The organism is Cupriavidus sp. U2, assembly GCF_009663685.2.
GTDB lineage: Bacteria > Pseudomonadota > Gammaproteobacteria > Burkholderiales > Burkholderiaceae > Cupriavidus > Cupriavidus necator_C.
Genome location: NZ_RCOG02000006.1, coordinates 75,593 through 94,340 on the forward strand (window position 1 = coordinate 75,593; position 18,748 = coordinate 94,340).

The 18,748-nt window shown below is 66.6% G+C and carries 21 protein-coding genes; 11 read left to right on the forward strand and 10 right to left on the reverse strand.

The window, feature by feature from the left end; translation table 11 throughout:
- Window positions 1–69: 69 nt before the first annotated feature.
- Window positions 70–468, reverse strand: coding sequence for a hypothetical protein (locus D9X30_RS06195; protein ID WP_153946874.1), 399 nt, complete (start codon window positions 466–468; stop codon window positions 70–72).
- A 237-nt stretch (window positions 469–705) separates the two neighbouring features.
- Complete coding sequence (locus tag D9X30_RS06200) at window positions 706–1,200, reverse strand: Lrp/AsnC family transcriptional regulator (protein ID WP_153946875.1); 495 nt, start codon at window positions 1,198–1,200, stop codon at window positions 706–708.
- A 152-nt stretch (window positions 1,201–1,352) separates the two neighbouring features.
- On the opposite strand from D9X30_RS06200, the gene glmS reads away from it, so the two are divergent.
- From glmS to D9X30_RS06225, 5 genes are all read left to right on the forward strand, one after another.
- Window positions 1,353–3,182 carry a glutamine--fructose-6-phosphate transaminase (isomerizing) gene (gene glmS, locus D9X30_RS06205; RefSeq protein ID WP_153946876.1) on the forward strand — a complete coding sequence of 610 codons (1,830 nt, stop codon included), beginning with the start codon at window positions 1,353–1,355 and terminating at the stop codon, window positions 3,180–3,182.
- A gap of 283 nt (window positions 3,183–3,465) precedes the next feature.
- Window positions 3,466–3,690, forward strand: coding sequence for a DUF2188 domain-containing protein (locus D9X30_RS06210; protein WP_153946877.1), 225 nt, complete (start codon window positions 3,466–3,468; stop codon window positions 3,688–3,690).
- Window positions 3,691–3,716: 26 nt separating this feature from the next.
- The gene (locus tag D9X30_RS06215) at window positions 3,717–4,298 is read left to right on the forward strand and encodes a DUF421 domain-containing protein (RefSeq protein WP_153946878.1); all 582 of its coding nucleotides are present in this window, start codon (window positions 3,717–3,719) and stop codon (window positions 4,296–4,298) included.
- Window positions 4,285–4,809 (forward strand): CinA family protein, encoded by a 525-nt coding sequence (locus tag D9X30_RS06220; RefSeq protein WP_153946879.1) that lies wholly within the window; start codon window positions 4,285–4,287, stop codon window positions 4,807–4,809. Before D9X30_RS06215 ends, D9X30_RS06220 begins: the two co-directional genes overlap by 14 nt.
- A 175-nt stretch (window positions 4,810–4,984) precedes the next feature.
- Window positions 4,985–5,401 carry an NUDIX hydrolase gene (locus D9X30_RS06225; protein ID WP_228770837.1) on the forward strand — a complete coding sequence of 139 codons (417 nt, stop codon included), beginning with the start codon at window positions 4,985–4,987 and terminating at the stop codon, window positions 5,399–5,401.
- Between the two features lie 78 nt (window positions 5,402–5,479).
- Here D9X30_RS06225 and D9X30_RS06230 read toward each other — a convergent pair whose 3' ends face one another.
- On the reverse strand, window positions 5,480–5,980 hold the full coding sequence (locus tag D9X30_RS06230; RefSeq protein ID WP_228770838.1) for a DUF4142 domain-containing protein: 501 nt from the start codon (window positions 5,978–5,980) through the stop codon (window positions 5,480–5,482).
- A gap of 208 nt (window positions 5,981–6,188) precedes the next feature.
- Between D9X30_RS06230 and D9X30_RS06235 the strand changes: the two genes are divergently transcribed.
- Together D9X30_RS06235 and D9X30_RS29790 are read left to right on the forward strand one after the other, a co-directional pair.
- Window positions 6,189–6,404 (forward strand): hypothetical protein, encoded by a 216-nt coding sequence (locus D9X30_RS06235; RefSeq protein ID WP_153946880.1) that lies wholly within the window; start codon window positions 6,189–6,191, stop codon window positions 6,402–6,404.
- A 43-nt stretch (window positions 6,405–6,447) separates the two neighbouring features.
- A complete protein-coding gene (locus tag D9X30_RS29790; protein WP_349632223.1) occupies window positions 6,448–7,149 on the forward strand; it encodes a BON domain-containing protein in 702 nt (233 codons plus the stop codon).
- Between the two features lie 44 nt (window positions 7,150–7,193).
- Here D9X30_RS29790 and D9X30_RS06245 read toward each other — a convergent pair whose 3' ends face one another.
- On the reverse strand, window positions 7,194–8,285 hold the full coding sequence (locus D9X30_RS06245) for a tetratricopeptide repeat-containing glycosyltransferase (RefSeq protein ID WP_249640900.1): 1,092 nt from the start codon (window positions 8,283–8,285) through the stop codon (window positions 7,194–7,196).
- Between the two features lie 225 nt (window positions 8,286–8,510).
- Here D9X30_RS06245 and D9X30_RS29850 point away from each other — a divergent pair, with 225 nt between their 5' ends.
- Window positions 8,511–9,704 (forward strand): tail fiber protein, encoded by a 1,194-nt coding sequence (locus tag D9X30_RS29850; RefSeq protein WP_153946882.1) that lies wholly within the window; start codon window positions 8,511–8,513, stop codon window positions 9,702–9,704.
- A gap of 68 nt (window positions 9,705–9,772) precedes the next feature.
- Here the strand turns inward: D9X30_RS29850 and D9X30_RS06255 are convergent, their stop codons facing one another.
- From D9X30_RS06255 to D9X30_RS06280, 6 genes are read right to left on the reverse strand one after another with little or no spacing between them, the layout of a single operon-like run.
- Entirely contained in the window at window positions 9,773–11,137 is a 1,365-nt protein-coding gene (locus D9X30_RS06255) for an LLM class flavin-dependent oxidoreductase (protein ID WP_153946883.1), read from the reverse strand.
- Between the two features lie 2 nt (window positions 11,138–11,139).
- Window positions 11,140–12,054 carry a TauD/TfdA dioxygenase family protein gene (locus tag D9X30_RS06260; protein WP_153946884.1) on the reverse strand — a complete coding sequence of 305 codons (915 nt, stop codon included), beginning with the start codon at window positions 12,052–12,054 and terminating at the stop codon, window positions 11,140–11,142.
- A gap of 41 nt (window positions 12,055–12,095) precedes the next feature.
- Window positions 12,096–12,887 (reverse strand): ABC transporter ATP-binding protein, encoded by a 792-nt coding sequence (locus tag D9X30_RS06265; RefSeq protein WP_153946885.1) that lies wholly within the window; start codon window positions 12,885–12,887, stop codon window positions 12,096–12,098.
- A 21-nt stretch (window positions 12,888–12,908) separates the two neighbouring features.
- Complete coding sequence (locus D9X30_RS06270) at window positions 12,909–13,706, reverse strand: ABC transporter permease (protein WP_153946886.1); 798 nt, start codon at window positions 13,704–13,706, stop codon at window positions 12,909–12,911.
- 10 nt (window positions 13,707–13,716) lie between these two features.
- On the reverse strand, window positions 13,717–14,559 hold the full coding sequence (locus D9X30_RS06275) for an ABC transporter permease (protein WP_153946887.1): 843 nt from the start codon (window positions 14,557–14,559) through the stop codon (window positions 13,717–13,719).
- 2 nt (window positions 14,560–14,561) lie between these two features.
- Entirely contained in the window at window positions 14,562–15,662 is a 1,101-nt protein-coding gene (locus D9X30_RS06280; RefSeq protein ID WP_153946888.1) for an ABC transporter substrate-binding protein, read from the reverse strand.
- Between the two features lie 198 nt (window positions 15,663–15,860).
- On the opposite strand from D9X30_RS06280, the gene D9X30_RS06285 reads away from it, so the two are divergent.
- The 3 genes from D9X30_RS06285 to D9X30_RS06295 all read left to right on the forward strand — a co-directional run bounded on the left by D9X30_RS06285 (window position 15,861) and on the right by D9X30_RS06295 (window position 18,728).
- Entirely contained in the window at window positions 15,861–17,267 is a 1,407-nt protein-coding gene (locus D9X30_RS06285) for a selenium-binding protein SBP56-related protein (protein WP_153946889.1), read from the forward strand.
- Window positions 17,264–17,926 (forward strand): hypothetical protein, encoded by a 663-nt coding sequence (locus tag D9X30_RS06290; RefSeq protein ID WP_153946890.1) that lies wholly within the window; start codon window positions 17,264–17,266, stop codon window positions 17,924–17,926. Before D9X30_RS06285 ends, D9X30_RS06290 begins: the two co-directional genes overlap by 4 nt.
- Window positions 17,927–18,110: 184 nt before the next feature.
- Window positions 18,111–18,728, forward strand: a complete 618-nt coding sequence (locus tag D9X30_RS06295; RefSeq protein WP_153946891.1) for a hypothetical protein — start codon at window positions 18,111–18,113, stop codon at window positions 18,726–18,728.
- Window positions 18,729–18,748 lie beyond the last annotated feature (20 nt).

Here is an 18,748-nt window from a genome sequence, read left to right on the forward strand (position 1 = left end):
TGACGGGCCGCGTCGCGCCGGCGTTGAGCCGTCGGACGCGCCCCGCCAGTGATACCCCGCTACTGCTGCTCAGGCCAGCGCGCCGTCGGTGTAGACGTCAATCGTGCGCGAGGGCTCGGCGGATACGCCGCTGCGATCCATGCCGGCCAGCGCGCCGTCGGTGTAGACGTCGATCGTACGTGAGGGCTCGGCCGATACGCCCCGGATGTCCATCCCTGACAGGGAACGGTCGTTGTCGATTTCGCGCGTGGTTGGGGCCACGACACGTGCGCCTTCGCTGAACGTGTCAAATCGGCCGGTTCGCGCGCCGTCGGTGAAGACATCGCGCGCATCCATTCGGAAGCTGTAGCCGTACCTGTCGCCAGCATGGGTGCTGTCGTGCGGGCCCGAGGCCTGGGCGCCGCCTGCCGCCAGGCCGAGCGCCAGGGCAGTGGTGGAGAGAAGGGAAATGGTGAATCTGCGTGACATGACAAAACTCCAAAGGCAGGTGAAACACAACGGAACGCCGCGTGGCGTTCTTCTGCTATTACGCAGTTCCCGTACCAGTGGATGCGAGGGGCCGAATGTGGCGGGGCTGCCGCGCCTGGGCTGAAAATCGCCATCGAACGTTGGCCGCGCGCCAACACCGCGCCAGGCTGCTGGCGGCCGGCAGCAAACAGTTCGTTGCGGGGTGAGGTCGTGCGGTGTCTGGGCGGCGGTTATGAATCAGGGCGCGTTTGCCGCGCGGTCCGCGGTGACCGGCGGGTTGGCCGCGAACCGGGCGCAATGCGTCGAGAAGAACGTCCGCACGTTGCGTACGTTGCTGGCGCCCCGGAACAGGCGCCGCGCGAAGGCGTCGTAGGCGGCCATGTCGCGCAATGCCACCATTACCACGAAATCCGGCCCCGGCGAGACGCGGTAGCACTGTGTCACCGCCGGTTCCGCGCAGACCTGGTTTTCGAACGCCGCGTAGTCTTCGGCCGTCTGCCGATCGAGCGTCACTTCGATGATGGCCGTCAGTGCCTGGCCGACCTTTTCGGCGTCCAGCACGGCGATCTCGCGGGCGATCACGCCGGTCTCGCGCAAGCGACGTACGCGCCGCATGGTGGTGGGCGCGGATGCGTAGACGCGCGCCGCCAGTTCGACATTGGTCAGCGAGGCATCGGCTTGCATGACCTGCAGGATCCGCAGATCGAGGTCATCGAGGGGGGTGGACGTCATGGCCGTAGAGAGTGAAATAAAATTTCAGACATATCGTACGCCAACCAAAAACATCACATATGGAATATTTTCGAAAGAAAATTTCATGACGGGCGGCCTACCATCCGGTCCATCGCATCAAATCGATGTGGGATACCGAAACCGGAGGGTCTATGTGCGGAATTGTGGGCGCGGTGGCGCAGCGCGATATCGTTGGAGAACTGGTCGATGGCCTGAAGCGGCTGGAATATCGCGGCTACGACTCATGCGGCGTGGCCGCGTTGCGGGGCGGGCGGCTGGTGCGGTCGCGCAGCGTGGACCGTGTGGCGGCGCTGCAGCGTGACGTGGCCGATCAGGGCATCGACGGCTATACCGGGATTGCTCACACGCGCTGGGCCACGCATGGCAAGCCGGTCACGGCCAACGCCCACCCGCACTTCTCGCCGAACGATCGCGCACCGCGTATCGCGCTGTCCCACAACGGCATCATCGAAAACCACGAGGCCCTGCGCGGCGAACTGGAAGCCCACGGCTACGAATTCGCCAGCCAGACCGACAGCGAGGTGATCGCGCACCTGGTGGACCATCTCTACAACGGCGACCTGTTCGACGCGGTGCGCGAGGCCGTCCGGCGGCTACGCGGCAGCTATGCGATTGCCGTGCTGTGCCGCGACGAGCCTCACCGGCTGGTGGGCGCCCGGCACGGCATGCCGCTGGTGGTGGGTATTGGCGAAGGCGAGAACTATCTGGCGTCCGATGCCATCGCAGTGGCCGCGGTCACGAACCGAATCGTCTATCTGGAGGACGGCGACGTGGCTGACGTGCAGATGCATCGCCACTGGATCGTCGATGTTGCCGGCCAGCGTGTGGAGCGTGCCGTGCATACGGTAGCCGCGCACAGCGCGGCGGCCGATCTGGGGCTGTACCAGCACTACATGCAGAAGGAGATTTTCGAGCAGCCGCGCGCCGTGGTCGACACGCTGCAGGACATCACATCGATCATGCCCGAGCTGTTTGGCGACGGCGCGTATCGGCAGCTCGAAACGGTGGATGCCGTGCTGCTGCTGGCGTGTGGCGGCAGCTATCACGCGGCACTGACCGCCAGCTACTGGATCGAACGGCTGGCCAACCTGCCGGTGCGGGTGGAAATCGCCAGCGAGTATCGCTATCGCGACGGATTCAGCAATCCGAACATGCTGGTAGTGGCGGTGTCGCAAAGCGGTGAGACCGCCGATGTGCTCGGCGCCGTGCAGGCGGCGCGCGAGCGCGGCATGCATCGCACGCTGGCCATCTGCAACGTGGCCACCAGCGCCCTGGTGCGTGCCTGCGCGATGCAGTTCATCACGCGGGCAGGTGTGGAAATCGGCGTGGCTTCCACGAAGGCATTCACCGCGCAACTGGTGGCGCTGTTCCTGCTGGCGCTGACGCTGGCGCAGATGCGTGGCCGCCTGTCCGACGCCGAAGAGCAAGAACACCTGCGCGCGCTGCGGCACCTGCCCGACGCACTGAGTCGCGTGCTGGCGCTGGAGCCGCATTTCATCGGCTGGGCCGATCAGCTGACCCGCAAGGAGAACATCCTGTTCCTGGGACGTGGCATGCACTATCCGATAGCCCTGGAAGGCGCGCTGAAGATGAAGGAGATCTCCTACATCCACGCGGAGGGCTACGCGGCGGGCGAACTCAAGCACGGGCCGCTGGCCCTGATCAGCGACCAGATGCCCGTGGTGGCCGTGGCGCCCAATGACAGCCTGCTCGAAAAGCTGAAGTCGAACATGCACGAGGTACACGCACGCAACGGCAAGCTCTATGTGTTCGCCGATATCGACTGCGCACTGCAGCCGGGCGAGGGCCTCGAAATCATCCGGCTCACCGAGCATTACGGGCTGCTATCGCCCATCGTCCACACCATTCCGATGCAGTTGCTGGCGTATCACACCGCGCTGGCGCGTGGCACCGATATCGACAAGCCACGCAACCTGGCCAAGTCGGTCACGGTGGAGTGAACGCCGCGGGAGAAAAAAAGAAGCGCCCCTCCGGGAGAGCGGGCGCCATGGATCAAGGGAGGCCCGACAGGTCTGGACCGCCGGGCGCATAAGTAATCTAGGTCAGAAATGGAGGTGTCAGTCGGTACGGAAAGCACCCGTTCCGGACGCGGCGCCGCGTTGTAAACGCCGGTTTTGTGAACATCGACGTTGGCTGACGCAGTTGTCAGACCCCGGCCGACTACCGCGCCAGCCATTTTGGGTGAATAAGTAAGACATGTGACAGACACCCATGGAGACCGAAATGAGCGGCAAGGACGTACACGTGGTGCCGGCCCCGGATGGCTGGGCCGTGGAAGAGGCCAAAAGTCCGGCGGGCCGGAAGCTGTTTGCCACGCAGGAGGATGCCATCGCAGTGGCTACCGAGATGGCCCGGCAGAACCAGGTCGAACTGTTTATTCACGGCCGGGACGGCCAGATCCGGGCGCGCAATTCGTTCGGGCACGATCCCAGGTCGATCCGGGGCTGAACGCTGCGGGCGGGGCGGGGTCCTTCATGGAGGCGGCATTCGAGGCCGCATTCGGCGTGGGCCGGGAGCTCGCGTGGTATCAGATGTCCGCGCGTGCGGCGCTGGTCTTCCTGGCGACATGGCTGTTGCTGCGCGCAGCAGGCCGACGGACCTTCGCCCAGAAAACCGCGTTCGACCTCTGCATCATGCTGCTGCTGGGCGCGATCCTGTCGCGCGCGGTGGCGGGCGCCAGCCCGATCCTGGGCACGCTGGCGGCGGCGGCCGTGCTGGTCTTCATGCATCGCCTGGTCTGCATGCTGTCCGCGACATGGCCGGCGATTGACCGTGTCGTCAGCGGCCGGCCGATCGTGCTGGTGAAGGACGGCCGAGAGGATCGCCAGGCCCGCAGGCGTGCCATGCTCAGTGACGAAGATCTCGACGCCAACGCCAGGGCGAAGTTGCACACCCCGGGCTGGGACGACCAGCGGCACGGGCGCGGTGATAAGCAATGGGATGTCGTGCTCGAACGGGACGGGCAGATATCGTTTGTCGAACACCCCGGCCCGCCGCGCCACGACGCGCCACGGCCCACGCACCCCCGAACGGAGGACGCCCATGCACCCGGCTGAGGCCGCAGCACACTTCCTGCAGCGCCATGACTTGCGCCTGGCCACGGCGGAGTCCTGCACGGCGGGGCTCATTGCATCGCATATTGCCGACGTGCCCGGTTGCGGCGGCACGCTGAAGTGCGCCATCGTTGCCTATTCGCCCGACGCCAAGGAGCAGATCCTTGGCGTCAACGCCGAATTGATCGCGCGGCACGGCCTGACCAGCGAGGCGGTATCGCTGGCCATGGCGCAAGGCGTGATGCGGATCAGCCAGGCCGATGTGGCCGTCGCCAACACGGGCGTGGCCGACGATGGGGCGCCCGATGGCACGCCGCCCGGCACGCAGTGCTTTGCGTGGCTGGTCCGCTTGCCGGGCACCCCGATATGCGAATACACCGAAACGCGCCAGTTCCGCGGGGATCGTACCCAGATCCGGCAGGCCGCGGCGCTGTGGGCGCTACAACGGATTGCGCACTACCATGCGCTAGCCACTGCCGCGCGCCGTGACGGCGCTGGCACGGCCCATGCGTGAGGTGGTTGCGCAACAGCGGCGATCCCATCCATTGCCAGCGACGCGCTGGACGAGGACACTACGCGCTTGTCCGCTTTGCCTTCGTTTCGCACAGGCCGCCCGTGGAGCGCCCCGCGTGGCGGCGTGACGGCTTGCTTTTATAGTGGGATCATTGCCACAGCGTGGTCCGGATGTCATGAAACAACATGCAGTGGTGGGAACGGCCGACATGCCATTCATCAAGCCGAAAATCAGAGCTACGGTCATTTGCGTCCGCGAAGGGCACGTTCTGCTTGTCTCGAAGGACGGCGTACGCTGGGCCCTGCCCGGCGGGCGACCCGACGACCAGGAATCGCTGGTGGAAGCCGCATGGCGCGAACTGCGCGAGGAAACTGCGATCGAGGCCAAGTCGCTGACCACGGCCTTTCAGTTCATTGGCGCCACCACGGTGCACCACGTGTTCGCGGCAGCCGTGGGCAAGTCTGCCACGCCCAAGCCTCGCAACGAGATCAAGTACCTGAAGTGGGCACCGCGCGACGTGCTGGAAAAACTGACGACCAGCCCCACCACGCGGGCCATCGTGTCGCAGTATTTCCTCGCCAGGGCCAGCTGACGTCTGCGCCGGGGCGCGAAGATATTGCACCGTGTTTGCAGATCCGCCGTCTGGATCTGCAAACACCGGCAAGGCTCCCTACTTCACTTCCGACGCCATTTTCTGCGCCATCTCCAGATGGTGCTCCAGCGTGGGCAGCGTCTGACGCGCGAACGATTTGACGCCATCGTCCTTGGCATCGTCTGCCGCCTTGCGGAACAGCGCCACGGCATCCTGGTGCGCATCCACGCCAACCTGCTGCGCATAGGCCCGGTCGAACTCGGCGCCCTTCAGCTGCCCCAGCGTGGCCAGCACCTGCTGGTCCTTCTGCAGCGGCGTGGCTGGCAACTGCACCCCCAGCCTTTGCGCCTGCTGCTTCAGCTTTGCCTCGGCGGCGCGATGGTCCTGGATCATCTGCGTGGCAAACGACTTGACGGCGGGACTGCCGGCGCGGCTTTGCGCCAGGTTGCTGGCGTCGATTTCCAGCGTGCCGGCCATGGCGGCCTTGCGCAGGAACATGACATCGCCGTCGCCGGCCATGGCGGTGCCCGGCTGGTCCGACAGCGGTGCGGCGTGCGTGCCCGGGGGTGCCACGGACATGACTGCCGCTGCGGCCGCAAGCATCAGGAAACCGGTAAGTCCGGTAAGTCGCCCGGTGGATATTGACATGGCAATCCTCGCTTGGTGGTGGATCGGTGCAAAGGAAGAAAGGCAAGCGCCATGCCGGATGCGCAAGGACCGGCAGGCCGGGCGGCCATTGGCATGATGCTTGCGGCATTCCGGCCGCGATTGCCATCAGGAGACCGTGATGCCCAGCAAGCCACATACCGGCACGCCAGCCGAAAAGCGCGGCGGCGCCAATCCCGGCGTGCGCACCGACCGGCGCGCCGACCAGTTGAAGAGCCGCAGCGCAGATCCGGGCCAGAGCAGCTATGGCGGATTCCGCAACGAAGATCCCGGCGCGCAACATCAGGCCACGTCGTCATCGCCGGATGAACGCGCGAAAAAGGGCCGTGGGGCCTGACGTGTCACCGATCAGCCATGGAAGTCAGCCAGCGGGAGAAGTCATGAACCGAGACAGCAGGGACGGCGGACATCGCGACGATCGATTCCTCGACGACTGGCGCGGGCCGCCGCGCGATTACGGTGGCGATCCGCGACGCATGGAACGCATGCGCTATACAGGCCAGGCCGGCTGGGGCATCGGGCACGGTTATCCCGACGAAGTGCGCGACCGCGACGATGGCAGTGGCGTCTACCGCCATGGCGGCACGCCCGGCGAACGGCGCTGGCGCGACGGTTACGGCACGGCCCGCGGCAGCGGTGTCGATGACCAGGCGTTGCCCGGCGCCTACGGCCATGGTCCCGGCGGCTCCGCGCGCCCGCAAGGACGGCAGCAGCCAGCCGGGCCCAAGGGCTATACCCGCCCGGACGAACGGATTCGCGAAGACCTGTGCGAACGCCTGGCCCATGCGGGCCGGCTCGATGTGCGCGAAGTCGAGGTGGCGGTGTCGGAAGGATGGGTCACGCTCTCCGGCACGGTGCCGGCGCGCCCGCAGAAGTACCGCATCGAGGACATCGCCGCATCGGTGTACGGCGTCAAGGATGTCGAGAACCGGATCAGGGTGCTGCCCGGCAGCGGCGATACGCGCTGGACGGAACAGTCTAGCCAGCCGGGGCTCACCGGCCAGCTTGGCCGCGCGGGCCAGACCGCGAGCCAGAACGTGGGTGAGGACGCGGGCCAGGACGCCAACCCGAACCCGGCCTAGAGCACGGACTGGAGCACCGCCTACAGCACGGCAAGATCTGCCCGCTACAACCCGAAATACTGGCCGTTTCCCACGATGCGGGGCCGTTCGCTGTCGGGAAAGCGGCTTGCCGCGAGCAACCGCCGCAGGGCGTCGCGGCCCTGGTCGAGCGCACCCACGTAGTACGCGCTGACCACCAGTTCATCAAGCGCGCGCCAGGCGTAGACCGATTCGTCGACGAACAGCGCATCGGTCGGCATCGGCAGGTTGGCGGCCTGTTGCGCGAACAGGTGCGCCAGCGCGAATTCACTGCGCATCCGGTGAAAGCGCGCCAGTTCGCACAGCGGTTCCGCCCGGGTCGGGCGTTGCTGGTAGGCGTCCAGATAGGCCGCCTGTACGTCGGCGGGCGCGTCGCCGCGCCGCTCGCGCAGGACGGCGACCTGAAAGCGCGCGAACCAGACCTCCTCGTCCCAGCCACCCATCGCGGCGCGTTCGTCGTAGAGGCGCACGGCATCGTCAAGCTTGCCGGCGTCGCGATAGCTCTGCGCCAGATAGAAGCGGTAGCGCGTGTTGGCGGGCTCGTCGCGCACGGCCTGTTCCAGCACGGCGATATCGCGCAGGTAGGTCTGCGGGTCGCGCGCGCGTGCACCATCGCGCGCCACGACGATGGTGGCCTGAGGCAGGGCCTCCCAGCGGTGCGGCGCGTCCTGCGTCAGAAATTCGTGCAGCACGCCTTCCCAGCGCCAGGGCTGGTGGGCGCGCACCAGCGCGTTGCGCAGATAGTGCCAGCCGTCGAGTTCACAGCGGAACTGATAGCCATCCGCCTGCAGGTCGGGCCAGCGGAAGTCCGGCGCCATGCGCAGTGTTTCGTCGGCGTCGATGCACAGCAGATAGTCGCCCTCGCCGCTGTCGTTGCCCAAAGCCGTACGGGCCAACGCCATGGCCTCGTTGCGGTTGTGGGCGAAGTTGCGCCACGGGCGTTCGTGCAACGCGCCGGGCATGTCGGCCATGAAGCGGCGGATCACGTCCTGCGTGCCGTCGCTGGACCCGGTATCGACGATGACCCAATGGTCGATCCATGGCTTCACGCTGGCCAGGCAGCGTTCGATAACCGGGGCTTCGTCCTTGACGATCATGTTCAGGCAAATGCGTGTCACCGCGATCCTCGCTGGCTCAAAAATCCGGGGCGAAGAATACCCGCTTTTGGCCGCGCGGTGCTGGCCGGTCGTGCGGCACTGTCTGCCCCACCAAGGTGGGGGATGATTTTGAAGTTTCCCCCTTCCTGTTCATCGCTAAGATGCAGCCGCGCCAAGCGCGGCGGCCCTCGCATACCGGCCCGGCGGCGCATCAATAAAACCATCAATTCAAAAAGGAACGGGAAAATGAAACAACAACAATGGGCTGCCGCCCTATCGGTGGCCACGTCGGTACTTCTTGCAAGCTGCGGTGGCGGAGACGGCTCCGGAAGTGCGGCCAGCGCCCCGGCAGCCCTGCCGGCCGCGACGATTTCGGGCACTGCGGCCACCGGCGCGCCGATCACGAATGCCGCACTGACGGTCAAATGCGTGAGCGGCCAGACCACCGTGACGACCGCATCGGACGGTAGCTGGAGCACTTCCACGGCGAACCTGGCGCTGCCGTGCGTGGTGCGCGTGACCACGGCCACCGGCGAAGTGTTGCACTCGTACATCGAATCGGCCGGCACAACCAACGTTACGCCGATTACCGAACTGGTTGTGGCGGCCGCCTATGGCAATGCCGACACCGAAGCGTTCTTCACCAATTTCTCGACGGTATCGGCCGCCGCGGCCAGCGAAAAGCTGGCGCTGGCCATTACCCAGGTCAAGCAGCGCCTGTCCACGCTGGGCGTCAACGCGGATTCGCTGAACCTGCTCAACCAGAAATTCAATCCGCGCAACGGCGACAACTACGATGATCGCCTGGAAGAGATCGCGGCCAAGCTCAAGCTGACCAATTCGACGCTGGCCGCATTGTCGAACGATGTGGCACAGGGCAAGGTGGGTCCGGTGGGACCGACTGGCGCGACCGGTGCCACCGGCGCGACCGGCGTGGCCGGGGCTACCGGGGCAACGGGCGCGACAGGTGCCATGGGTCCCACGGGTGTCACGGGTGCTACTGGCCCCGCAGGCGCGACCGGTGCGACGGGCCCCACGGGCGCGACGGGGCCTGCGGGCGCAACGGGGGCCACGGGTGCCACCGGTCCTGCAGGGGCAACCGGCGCGACGGGTGCCACTGGCGCCACCGGCGCCACGGGTCCCGCTGGCACGGTCCCGGGCCTTGGCGGCACCGACGGAGGCTACAGCGGCGGTGCCGGCAATGGGGTCGACTGCATGATGGGGAGCATCTGGCTGACCGCCGTGCCTTTTGGCGCGGGCATGCGCGCCAACGGCGCCCTGCTGCCGATCAGCCAGTATTCCGCGCTGTTTTCGTTGTTTGGCACCCGTTTTGGTGGTGACGGCCAGAACAACTTCGCGTTGCCGAACCTTACCGCCGTGGAGCCCACGGGTCTTTACTACGTGGTGTGCACCGACGGCATATACCCGTCCCGCCCGTAAGACAGCGCAGTGAAGCCGGACGCCGCAGCACGCGGGCGCGCGTCCGGCTTCGTCGGTTTCAGCGTCGGCTAGGCCACCCTTGCATCCGCCGCCGCGCGCCGCCGTCCGGCCGGCCGCGCCAGCCCCAGATGCTCGCGCAGCGTGGTGCCCGTGTATTGCTCGCGGAACAGCCCGCGCCGGCGCAGTTCGGGCAGCACCAGTTCGATGAAATCGTCGAGCCCGCCGGGCAGCCACGGTGGCATCACGTTGAAGCCATCGGCGGCTTCGCCTTCGAACCACGCCTGCAGCTGGTCGACGATCTGTGACGGCGTACCGTGGATCGACCAGTGCCCGCGCGCGGTGGCAACGCGCCGGCACAGCTGGCGGATCGTCAGCCCTTCCGCGCGGGCGACACCGGTCACCAGCTGGAAGCGGCTCTCGGCGCCATTGGGCTCCTGCAGGTTGTCGGGCAGCGGGCCGTCGAGCGGATAGCCGCTCAGGTCGATGCCGCCCAGGTGCTGCGACAGCAGTGCCAGCCCCACCGACGGCAGGATCAGGTCCTGCAACGCCTCGAATTTTTCCTCGGCTTCGGCGGCCGTGCGCCCCACCACCGGGAAGACGCCCGGCAGAATCTTGAGCTGGTCCGGCGAGCGGCCAAACCGCGCCAGCTGGCCCTTGAGCCCGCGGTAGAACGCCTGTGCGCCTTCCAGCGACTGCTGCGCAGTGAATATCACCTCGGCGGTACGCGCTGCCAGTGCCTGCCCGGCCTCCGACGATCCGGCCTGCACGATCACGGGATGCCCCTGCGGTGGCCGCGATACGTTGAGCGGCCCACGCACCTGGAAATGCTTGCCCCGGTGATCGAGCCGGTGCAGTTTCTCCGCCACGAAATGCACGCCGCGGGTCTTGTCATGAACCAGGGCGTCGTCTTCCCAGGTATCCCACAGGCCGGTCACCACATCGACGAATTCCTCGGCGCGCGCATAGCGGTCCGCATGCTCGGGATGCTTGTCGAGGTTGAAGTTGCGCGCCTCGGCATCGGACCACGACGTCACCACGTTCCAGCCCGCGCGGCCGCCGCTCAGGTGGTCGAGCGAGGCGAACTTGCGCGCCACGTGATAGGGCTCGTTGTACGTGGTGGAAACCGTCGCCACCAGCCCGATCCGCTGTGTGACGGCCGCCAGCGCCGACAGCAGCGTCAGCGGCTCGAACGTGGCCGCGCGTGCCGTGTGCGGCAGCGTGGCATCGTCCATGCCGCGAATCGCCACGCCATCGGCCAGGAACAGTGCGTCGAAGCCGGCCGATTCCGCGCGCCGGGCCAGCGCCGCGTAGTGCGCCAGACTGCGGCCGGCGTCGGCATGGGCCTCGGGATGGCGCCAGCCCGCCACATGGTGGCCGGTGGCCATGACGAAGGCGCCGAGATGGAGCTGCCGTGGGGATTGCGTCTGGCTCATGGTCAGGCTGCCTTGCGTTGTTCGGCCACGGGCGCGGGCTTGACCGCACGGCTGGGCTGGCCATCGACACTGACCGGCACGTCGCCGGCGATGGTGACGCGGCGCACGATGCGGTGCGCGTCGCCATAGTCGTTGATGGCGTAGTGCTGGGTGGCCCGGTTGTCCCAGATCGCCACGTCCTCAGCCTGCCAGCGCCAGCGCACCGTGTTTTCCAGCCGATGCACATGGCTCTGCAGCAGCGACACCAGGTGCGCGGAATCGGCCGACGAATAGCCGAGCAGCTTCTTGACGAAATGGCCCAGTACCAGCGTGCGTTCCCCGGTCTCGGGGTGGACGCGCACCACCGGGTGCTCGGTTTCATAGAGCGTGGACGTGAACAGTTCGCGATGACGGCGTGCGCCGGCATCGTCGGGCAGCGGGCGTGACGCCGCATAGTCGTAGTCGTTGGTATGCAGCGCCCAGAGCTGGTCTGCCAGCGCGCGCAGCGGCGCAGGCAGGTCGTGGTAGGCGGCCGCCGTGTTGGCCCAGACCGTATCCCCACCGGCGGCAGGCACTTTCACGGCGCGCAGCACGGATACCTGCGGATAGGCCAGGTCGAAGGTGACGTCCGTATGCCAGGAATTGGCGCGGCCGCCGTGTTGCGAGTCAAGTTCGAGCAGGACCGTGCCGTCGCGCGACGGTACCGTGGGGTGCGGCACCGGTGTGCCGAACAGCTTGCCGAAGGCCTGCTGCGAGGCGTCGTCGAGATGTGCCTGCTGGCGGAAGAACAGCACCTTGTGGCGCAGCAGCGCGGCGCGAATGGCGGCGAACGTGGCGGGCGGCAGGTCGCCATCGAGACGAATGCCGCGCACTTCGGCGCCAATGCGTCCCGCTACGGGGTGGATATCGAGTTCGACCTGTGGCTGGGTTTGCGTCATGGGAGGCTCCGGGTACAAGTAGGGCAGTGGATCAGCAACGTTCAATGGGACAGCGCAGCCTGGGCGCCGGGCGTGGCATGCAGCGCGCCAAATTCGCGCATCACCTGTTCGCGGGCCTGCGCGAACGCCGGCGACGCCCGGTCGCGCGGATGCGGAAGGCCGATCGGCAGCACGCTGCGAATGCGGCCGGGCCGGGGTTCCATGATGACGACGCGGTCGCCCAGGAACACGGCCTCTTCCACATCGTGCGTGACCAGGATCATCGTGATGCCTTCGGCCTGCCAGATGCGCTGCAGCTCGTGCTGCAGGTGGGCGCGCGTGATGGCGTCCAGCGCGCCGAACGGCTCGTCCAGCAACAGCACTTCGGGCCGCGTCACCAGCGCGCGGGCAATGGCCACGCGCTGCGACATGCCGCCTGACAACTGGTACGGATACGCGTTCTCGAAGCCTTGCAGCCCGACCAGTTCGATATGCGACTGCACCGTGCGGAACCTGTCGCCTTCGCTGAGCTTGCTGTTGATCAGCGACAGCCCGATGTTTTGCGACACGGTCAGCCACGGGAACAGGCGATGCTCCTGGAACACGATGCCGCGCTGCAGGCTGGTGCCGGCCACGCGCTGCCCGTCCAGGCGGATGTCGCCACGGTAATCGTCTTCGAGTCCTACCACCAGCCGCAGCAGCGTGGACTTGCCGCAGCCGCTGGCGCCGACGATGCTGACAAACTCGCCGGGGGCGATCGATAGCGATACATCGTCGAGAACGGGCAGTGTCTTGCCCTTGACGTCGTAGTGCTTGTGCAGATGGGTGATGTCGAGTGTGCCGGCGTGTGGCATGAGGTTCTCCGGGATGTCAGTTCAAGCGGCTGCGACCGAACGGCCGCGCCAGCGCAGCAGACGGGCTTCGATGCGTGCGGCGATCCAGTTCAGCGTGAAGCCGACCAGGCCCACGACGATCACGCCAAAGAGGACGAGGTCCATCCAGAAGTTCTCGCGGCCGTCGATCATGGTGTTGCCGATGCCCTTGCCCGCCACCAGCAGGTACTCGGCGCCGAGCGTGGCCAGCCACGCGTAGATCAGGCCCAGATGGATGCCGGCGAAGATCGACGGGGAGGCGGCGGGCAGCACCACGCGCCGGAATGTCTGCCAGCGCGAGAAGCGCAGCACGCGGGCCACTTCGAGCAGATCGGCCGGCACCGCGCGGATGCCTTCGAACGTGTTGAGCACCACCGGGAAGAACGCCGCCAGCGACAGGAAGACCACCTTGGCCGCATCGCCCAGACCGAACCAGACAGAAATCAGCGGAATCCACGCGAACAGCGAGATCTGCTTGACGGTGTGGAACGTCGGCCCGACAAGCTTCTCGAACAGCCGGGACAGGCCCAGCGCCGTGCCGAACGCGAGGCCCGCCATGGTGCCGATGGCGAAGCCGGCAAGGTCACGCCACAGGCTGGCCTGCAGCGCGACGAACAGCTTGCCGGTGGTCACCTGATCGATGGCGGTGGCCCAGACCTTCGACACGGGGACAAGCAGCGGCGACGTCGACCAGCCGAAGCGCACCGCGGCCCACCAGAGCAGGACCATCGTCAATGGCAATACCCAGCCGCGCAGCGCACGGGGGATGCGGAGCCTCCTGCGGATGGCAGATCCGGTCATGGGCGGCTCCTCAGAAGCCTGGCTTGCGCCAGCGCAGCACGGCCTGCTCGGCCAGCGCCAATGCCTTGTCGAGCGTGAAGCCGACCGCGCCGACAACGATCACCGCGGCGATGACCATGTCGAGCTGGAACAGCTGGCGCCCGTACACGATCATGTAGCCGAGCCCTTCCGACGAGGCCAGCAGTTCGACCACCACGAGCGCCAGCCACGCATGGGTCAGGCCGTATCGCACGCCGTTCCAGATCGGCGCCGCGGCGGCCGGGAAGACCACGCGCGCGAGCGTCTGCCAGCGCGTGAGCTTCAGCACGCGTGCCACTTCCAGATAGCGGGTGGGGACGTTGTGAATGCCCTTGTACGTGTTGATCGCGATGGGCACCAGCGCGGCCTTGGCGATCAGGATGATCTTCAGCGCCTCGTCGATGCCCACCAGCAGCATCAGCAGCGGCAACCAGCCCAGCACCGGCACCTGGCTGAAGGCCTTGAACGTGGGATAGACGTAGTCGCGAAAGCGCGGCGACAGGCCCATCGCCGCACCCAGCGCCAGACCACCGGCGAGCCCGACCGCAAAGCCACCGGCCACGCGCAGCGCGCTGACCTGCAGGTTCGACCAGAGCTCGCCGCTGCGATACAGGTCTTCCAGCGTGGCCAGCACGGCATCCGGCGCGGGCAGCACCTGCGGTGGAATCCATTCGAAGCGTGCGGCCAGATACCAGAGCCCGAGTAGCGCCAGCGGCACGGGCCAGGCCAGCAGCGTGGCGCTCAGCCAGTCGCGCCGCCATGCTGGTGTGGCAGATGGGGCCGACGCGGATTGCACCGCGGAAGGCACGTTGATTGCAATCGGTTGGGCGGCCATGGTCACGCTCCCAGGATCTTGCCGTCAGGTTGATAGATGGGCCAGTAGCTCTGCAGGTGCAGGTCGTTGAGCGCGGTCTTCAGGTATCGCTGGTCGATCCACTGGTCGACGTCGAACCGCGCACGGCTCAGGCGGAAGCGATAGGCCTGCTCGCTGGCATCCTTGTAGCGGGAGACCAGGAACGGGTCGAAGTTCGGGTTCAGGCGCACGCGCAGCGGTTCACCGTCGAAATCCTCCTTCCAGTGGTCATATGGCGTGCCGGCGCGGGCCCAGGTGCGCAGCACCTCCTCGCGGTGGCTTTCGTCGGACGCCCAGCGGGCCGCCTCGACGGCGGTCTTCACGAACTGCTGCGTGGCCTCGGGATAGCGGTTGCTGAAATCCTCGGTCACCAGCACATGGCTCTGGCGCGTGTAGATCGGCGACTGGTTCTTGCTGCTGTACAGAATGCGCACGGCCCCCTTGTCGCGCAGGCGCAGGATGTCCATGGCGCCAATCGCCGCGTCGATGTCGCGCGTGGACAGCGCAGCCAGATAGCCGGCCGTGTCCAGGTTCAGCAGCCGCAGATCCTTGTCCGTCAGGCCGTTGGCTTCCAGTAGCCGCAGTGCCGGCAGATGCATGTTGGTGCCCTTGAACAGCGACACACGCTTGCCGCGCAAGTCGGCCACGGTCTTCAGCGGCGAATCGGGCGGCACGCCGATATAGATGTTGGCGCGCACGCCCGTAGCCAGCACCAGCCGGGTCTTGAGCCCCGCCGCGCGGGCCACGATGGCGGGCAGGTCGCCCTGCAGCGCGAAGTCGAGCTGGCGGTTGGTCAGCGCCTCGTTGACCGCCGGGCCGGCGCCCTTGAAGAAGAACCACTCCACGCGGGTGCCGGCTGGCTTGAAGGCTTCCTCGAACCAGCCCCTGGCATGCGCGATCGCCAGCGAACTGCCGGCAAACGTTGGCGGCGTGCCGGTGGCCGGCTGCGCCACGCCGATACGGATCACATCGGGGCGGGCGCTGGCCGCTGCACCGAACGTGGAGAACAGCGCGGCGGCGCCAAGGCCGTGGCGGGCGATGCCGCGCAAGGCGGCGCGGCGCGCGGGATTGTGGGGCAGGGACATCGGGGCGCATGGTTGTGATCGGACGGACCAAGATAAGCGCCCTTGCCGCCGGGGCCGAAGGAATGAATTCGTTGCGCCATATCCGATGTGACGGCATATGGGCATGCGGATATCTTCGTTACCGCTGCGGGGGGCAGGCGCCTATGCTGGTAGATCGCACCGACGCACTTTGACCCCCGACGTCCAGGAGGTTTCACCATGAACCTGCGGCCCGATCCGACCTTCCACGCATCGCCACGGCTCGCGATGCAAGCCCCGGCGGAAGCCTACGCGTACACGCTGCTGCTGAGCCCCGATGGGTCGCAGCCCGATGCGCTGGCCGTCGTCGACGTCAATCCCGATTCGCCGCGCTACGGCACCGTCGTCCACACGGTGCCGATGACGGGGCGTGGCGACGAACTGCACCATTTCGGCTGGAACGCCTGTTCGTCCGCACTCTCGCCGCTGACCGGGCATGCGTTCCTGGAGCGGCGCTTCCTGATCATTCCCGGCATGCGAAGCTCGCGCATCTATGTTGTAGATACGAAGCCGGACCCGACGCAAGCGAAGCTCCACAAGGTCATCGAGCCAGAGGAGGTCTTCCGCAAGACCGGCTATTCGCGGCCCCACACCGTGCATTGCGGGCCGGAAGGCGTGTATGTGAGCACGCTGGGCGGCGCCGGCCCCGATGGCACCGACGGCGCACCGGGCATCTTCATCATGGATTGCCAGACGTTCGAAGTGCTGGGCCGCTGGGAGATCGACCGCGGCACGCAGGACAAGCACTACGACTTCTGGTGGAACCTGCCGCGCGACTACATGGTGTCGAGCGAATGGGCGCTGCCGCCGCAGTTCGAGCGCGGCCTGGTGCCCGAGGACCTGCTGGCCAACCGCTACGGGCACCGGCTTCATTTCTGGGACCTGCGCGGGCGGCGCAACGTGCAGACGATTGACCTGGGCGCGCAGCACCAGATGGCGCTGGAGGTGCGGCCCGCGCACGATCCGGTGCGCGAGTACGGGTTTGTCGGCGTGGTGGTCGATACCACGAACCTGGAGGGATCGATCTGGACATGGTGGCGCGAAGGCGGCGCGTTCCACATCGAGAAGACGGCCACGATTGCGCCCGAGCCCACGTCGCCGGACGATCTGCCCCCGTTGCTGAAGGGCTTTGGCGCGGTGCCGCCGCTGGTGACGGACATCGATCTGTCGCTCGACGACCGCTTTCTGTATGTGTCGTGCTGGGGCACGGGCGAAATGCGGCAGTACGACGTCAGCGATCCGCGCAAACCCCGGCTGGCCGGATCGGTACACCTGGGCGGCATCGTCCGGCGCACGCCGCACCCCGACGGCTCGCCGTTCGCGGGCGGCCCGCAGATGGTGGAGATCAGCCGTGACGGCCGCCGCGTCTATTGGACCAATTCGCTGTATTCTACCTGGGACGACCAGTTCTATCCGGACGGCGTGCCCGGTACGCAGGTGATGGCGCATGCCGGCGCCGATGGAGGGCTGACGCTCGACGAACGTTTCCGGGTCACGTTTCCCGATGGTTATCGGGCCCACCAGATCCGGCTGGAAGGCGGCGACTGCTCGACCGATTCGTTCTGCTATCCGTCGGTGGACGCTTGACTGCCATCTGGGAGCAGGCGGGGCTGTGGGCTGCCGTGCTGGCCAGCGGCCTGTACCACGGGCTCAATCCGGCGATGGGATGGCCGCTTGCGGTGTCCGGTGCGCTGATCACGCGCAGCGCACGCACGCTGCCGATGTCGCTGGGCTACCTGGGTGCCGGGCACGCGCTGGCCATCCTGGCGCTGACGTTGCCGTTCGGGCTGCTGGTGTCGCTGGCGGCGTGGGAGACGCAGATCCGCCTGGCCGCCAGCGTGCTGGTGGTGGCCTATGGCATTGCGCTACTGGTCTGGCGCCGTCACCCGCGCGCGCTGGCGCGCATTCCACCGTCGCGGCTGGCGTTCTGGTCGTTCGCCGTCGCCCTCGCCCATGGGGCAGGGCTGATGCTGGTGCCGATCTACCTCGGGCTCTGCGTCGCACGCGGTGATGGCGCACACGCGGCGGCCGGCGCGCTGGCTTTTGGCAATGCCGGCACTGCCGTGCTGGTGACGGCCCTGCACACCATGGCGATGCTGGCCACCGGCGGCGGGCTGGCATGGCTCACATTCCGCTACCTCGGCCCGCAGTTCGTCGCGCGCAGCTGGTTCAATCTCGACGCGGTGTGGGCGCTCAGCCTGGTGCTGGTGGGCGGTGCATCGCTGGCACTGCTGGCGGTGGATTGATTTGTCGCCCGAGTGCGTTGTCGTTTGATCTCACTCCATCACGGATATCGGCTGTTCCGTGATGCAATAGCCGCGCGGCTGGGGTGAAGTTCGACAGGTCGCGAGAGCCCCTGTATCGATGATGAGCAGGACAACAAGAAGCGACAGTGCAAGGTCCGGTGCCTATACGAATATTCTCAAAAACATGAATTCGCTGATTTCCGCAGTGGGGGCTTTTGCACCGCAGGCGCAGGATGCAGGTCTGACCGTCAGTCAACTTACTGTCGCCGGCATCCTGGCCGCGGCGATCGTGGGCATCGTGCTGGGCGTCATGACCTACATGGCCGGTCACAACCGCGATATCGTGCATGCGGAGTTCAAACCGTTGGTGGCAAGGCTGGATGGCGTCGAGAAGCATCTTGAGCAGATTGATATCCGTCTGGACATCATGGATACCCGTTTCGACAAGATCGATATCCGTCTGGACAAGATGGACGACCGCCTCGACAAGATGGATGACCGTTTCGACAAGATCGATATCCGTCTGGACAAGATGGACGACCGCCTCGACAAGATGGATGACCGTTTCGACAAGATCGATATCCGCCTCGACAAGATGGACGACCGCTTCGACAAGATCGATATCCGCCTCGACAAGATGGACGACCGCTTCGACAAGATGGACGACCGCTTCGACAAGATGGACAACCGCTTCGACAAGATGGACGAGCGGATGGACAGGATGGAAGTCAAACTCGACAAGGTGGCGGACGACGTTGGCGTGCTGGTGCAGGTAGTGACGCGGCTGGTGGAGAACCGGTAACGCCAGCGGAAGGTGTTGTC

Coding starts and splice junctions, on each gene's coding strand:
- D9X30_RS06195 (WP_153946874.1), bottom strand. CDS start 468: ATGTCACGCAGATTCACCATTTCCCTTCTCTCCACCACTGCCCTGGCG.
- D9X30_RS06200 (WP_153946875.1), bottom strand. CDS start 1,200: ATGACGTCCACCCCCCTCGATGACCTCGATCTGCGGATCCTGCAGGTC.
- glmS (WP_153946876.1), top strand. CDS start 1,353: ATGTGCGGAATTGTGGGCGCGGTGGCGCAGCGCGATATCGTTGGAGAA.
- D9X30_RS06210 (WP_153946877.1), top strand. CDS start 3,466: ATGAGCGGCAAGGACGTACACGTGGTGCCGGCCCCGGATGGCTGGGCC.
- D9X30_RS06215 (WP_153946878.1), top strand. CDS start 3,717: ATGGAGGCGGCATTCGAGGCCGCATTCGGCGTGGGCCGGGAGCTCGCG.
- D9X30_RS06220 (WP_153946879.1), top strand. CDS start 4,285: ATGCACCCGGCTGAGGCCGCAGCACACTTCCTGCAGCGCCATGACTTG.
- D9X30_RS06225 (WP_228770837.1), top strand. CDS start 4,985: ATGAAACAACATGCAGTGGTGGGAACGGCCGACATGCCATTCATCAAG.
- D9X30_RS06230 (WP_228770838.1), bottom strand. CDS start 5,980: ATGTCCGTGGCACCCCCGGGCACGCACGCCGCACCGCTGTCGGACCAG.
- D9X30_RS06235 (WP_153946880.1), top strand. CDS start 6,189: ATGCCCAGCAAGCCACATACCGGCACGCCAGCCGAAAAGCGCGGCGGC.
- D9X30_RS29790 (WP_349632223.1), top strand. CDS start 6,448: ATGAACCGAGACAGCAGGGACGGCGGACATCGCGACGATCGATTCCTC.
- D9X30_RS29850 (WP_153946882.1), top strand. CDS start 8,511: ATGAAACAACAACAATGGGCTGCCGCCCTATCGGTGGCCACGTCGGTA.
- D9X30_RS06255 (WP_153946883.1), bottom strand. CDS start 11,137: ATGAGCCAGACGCAATCCCCACGGCAGCTCCATCTCGGCGCCTTCGTC.
- D9X30_RS06260 (WP_153946884.1), bottom strand. CDS start 12,054: ATGACGCAAACCCAGCCACAGGTCGAACTCGATATCCACCCCGTAGCG.
- D9X30_RS06265 (WP_153946885.1), bottom strand. CDS start 12,887: ATGCCACACGCCGGCACACTCGACATCACCCATCTGCACAAGCACTAC.
- D9X30_RS06270 (WP_153946886.1), bottom strand. CDS start 13,706: ATGACCGGATCTGCCATCCGCAGGAGGCTCCGCATCCCCCGTGCGCTG.
- D9X30_RS06275 (WP_153946887.1), bottom strand. CDS start 14,559: ATGGCCGCCCAACCGATTGCAATCAACGTGCCTTCCGCGGTGCAATCC.
- D9X30_RS06280 (WP_153946888.1), bottom strand. CDS start 15,662: ATGTCCCTGCCCCACAATCCCGCGCGCCGCGCCGCCTTGCGCGGCATC.
- D9X30_RS06285 (WP_153946889.1), top strand. CDS start 15,861: ATGAACCTGCGGCCCGATCCGACCTTCCACGCATCGCCACGGCTCGCG.
- D9X30_RS06295 (WP_153946891.1), top strand. CDS start 18,111: ATGAATTCGCTGATTTCCGCAGTGGGGGCTTTTGCACCGCAGGCGCAG.